Source organism: Psychrobacter sp. FME13 (genome assembly GCF_014861395.1).
Classification (GTDB): domain Bacteria; phylum Pseudomonadota; class Gammaproteobacteria; order Pseudomonadales; family Moraxellaceae; genus Psychrobacter.
In genome coordinates this window covers 1-342 of record NZ_RRYV01000410.1, presented here as the reverse complement: position 1 = coordinate 342, position 342 = coordinate 1, and the positions used below count along the sequence as shown (strand labels likewise).

Annotated in this window: 1 pseudogene; it reads left to right on the top strand. The window is 49.1% G+C overall.

Annotation, left to right across the window (positions count from 1 at the left end):
* Nucleotides 1-23: 23 nt before the first annotated feature.
* Nucleotides 24-342 (top strand): annotated as a pseudogene (locus EI164_RS16815) (hypothetical protein); the annotation flags it as partial.

Below are 342 nucleotides of genomic sequence, written 5' to 3'. Positions count from 1 at the left end.
TTCAAGGCGTTATCGGCGGCGACATGACCATCGAATCGCTACAAGACACCGCTACCTATGACAGCGACCAAAAGAACATGGGTTTTAGTGCAGATCTTGATCTTGCCAAAGGTGCAGGCTCCAGTCTCTCGGTCAATGGCGGCAAGACTAATGTCAATGCTGACTATCAAGCCGTGGGTGAGCAGTCAGGCGTCTTCACAGGGGATGGTGGTATTGATCTTACCACCGAAGGCACAACCAATCTGATAGGCGGCGCGATTACCACCACGGACAAAGCCCTACAAAATGGATTAAACAACTATGTCAGTAAAGGTGGCATTACGACTCAAGACATAGAAAACA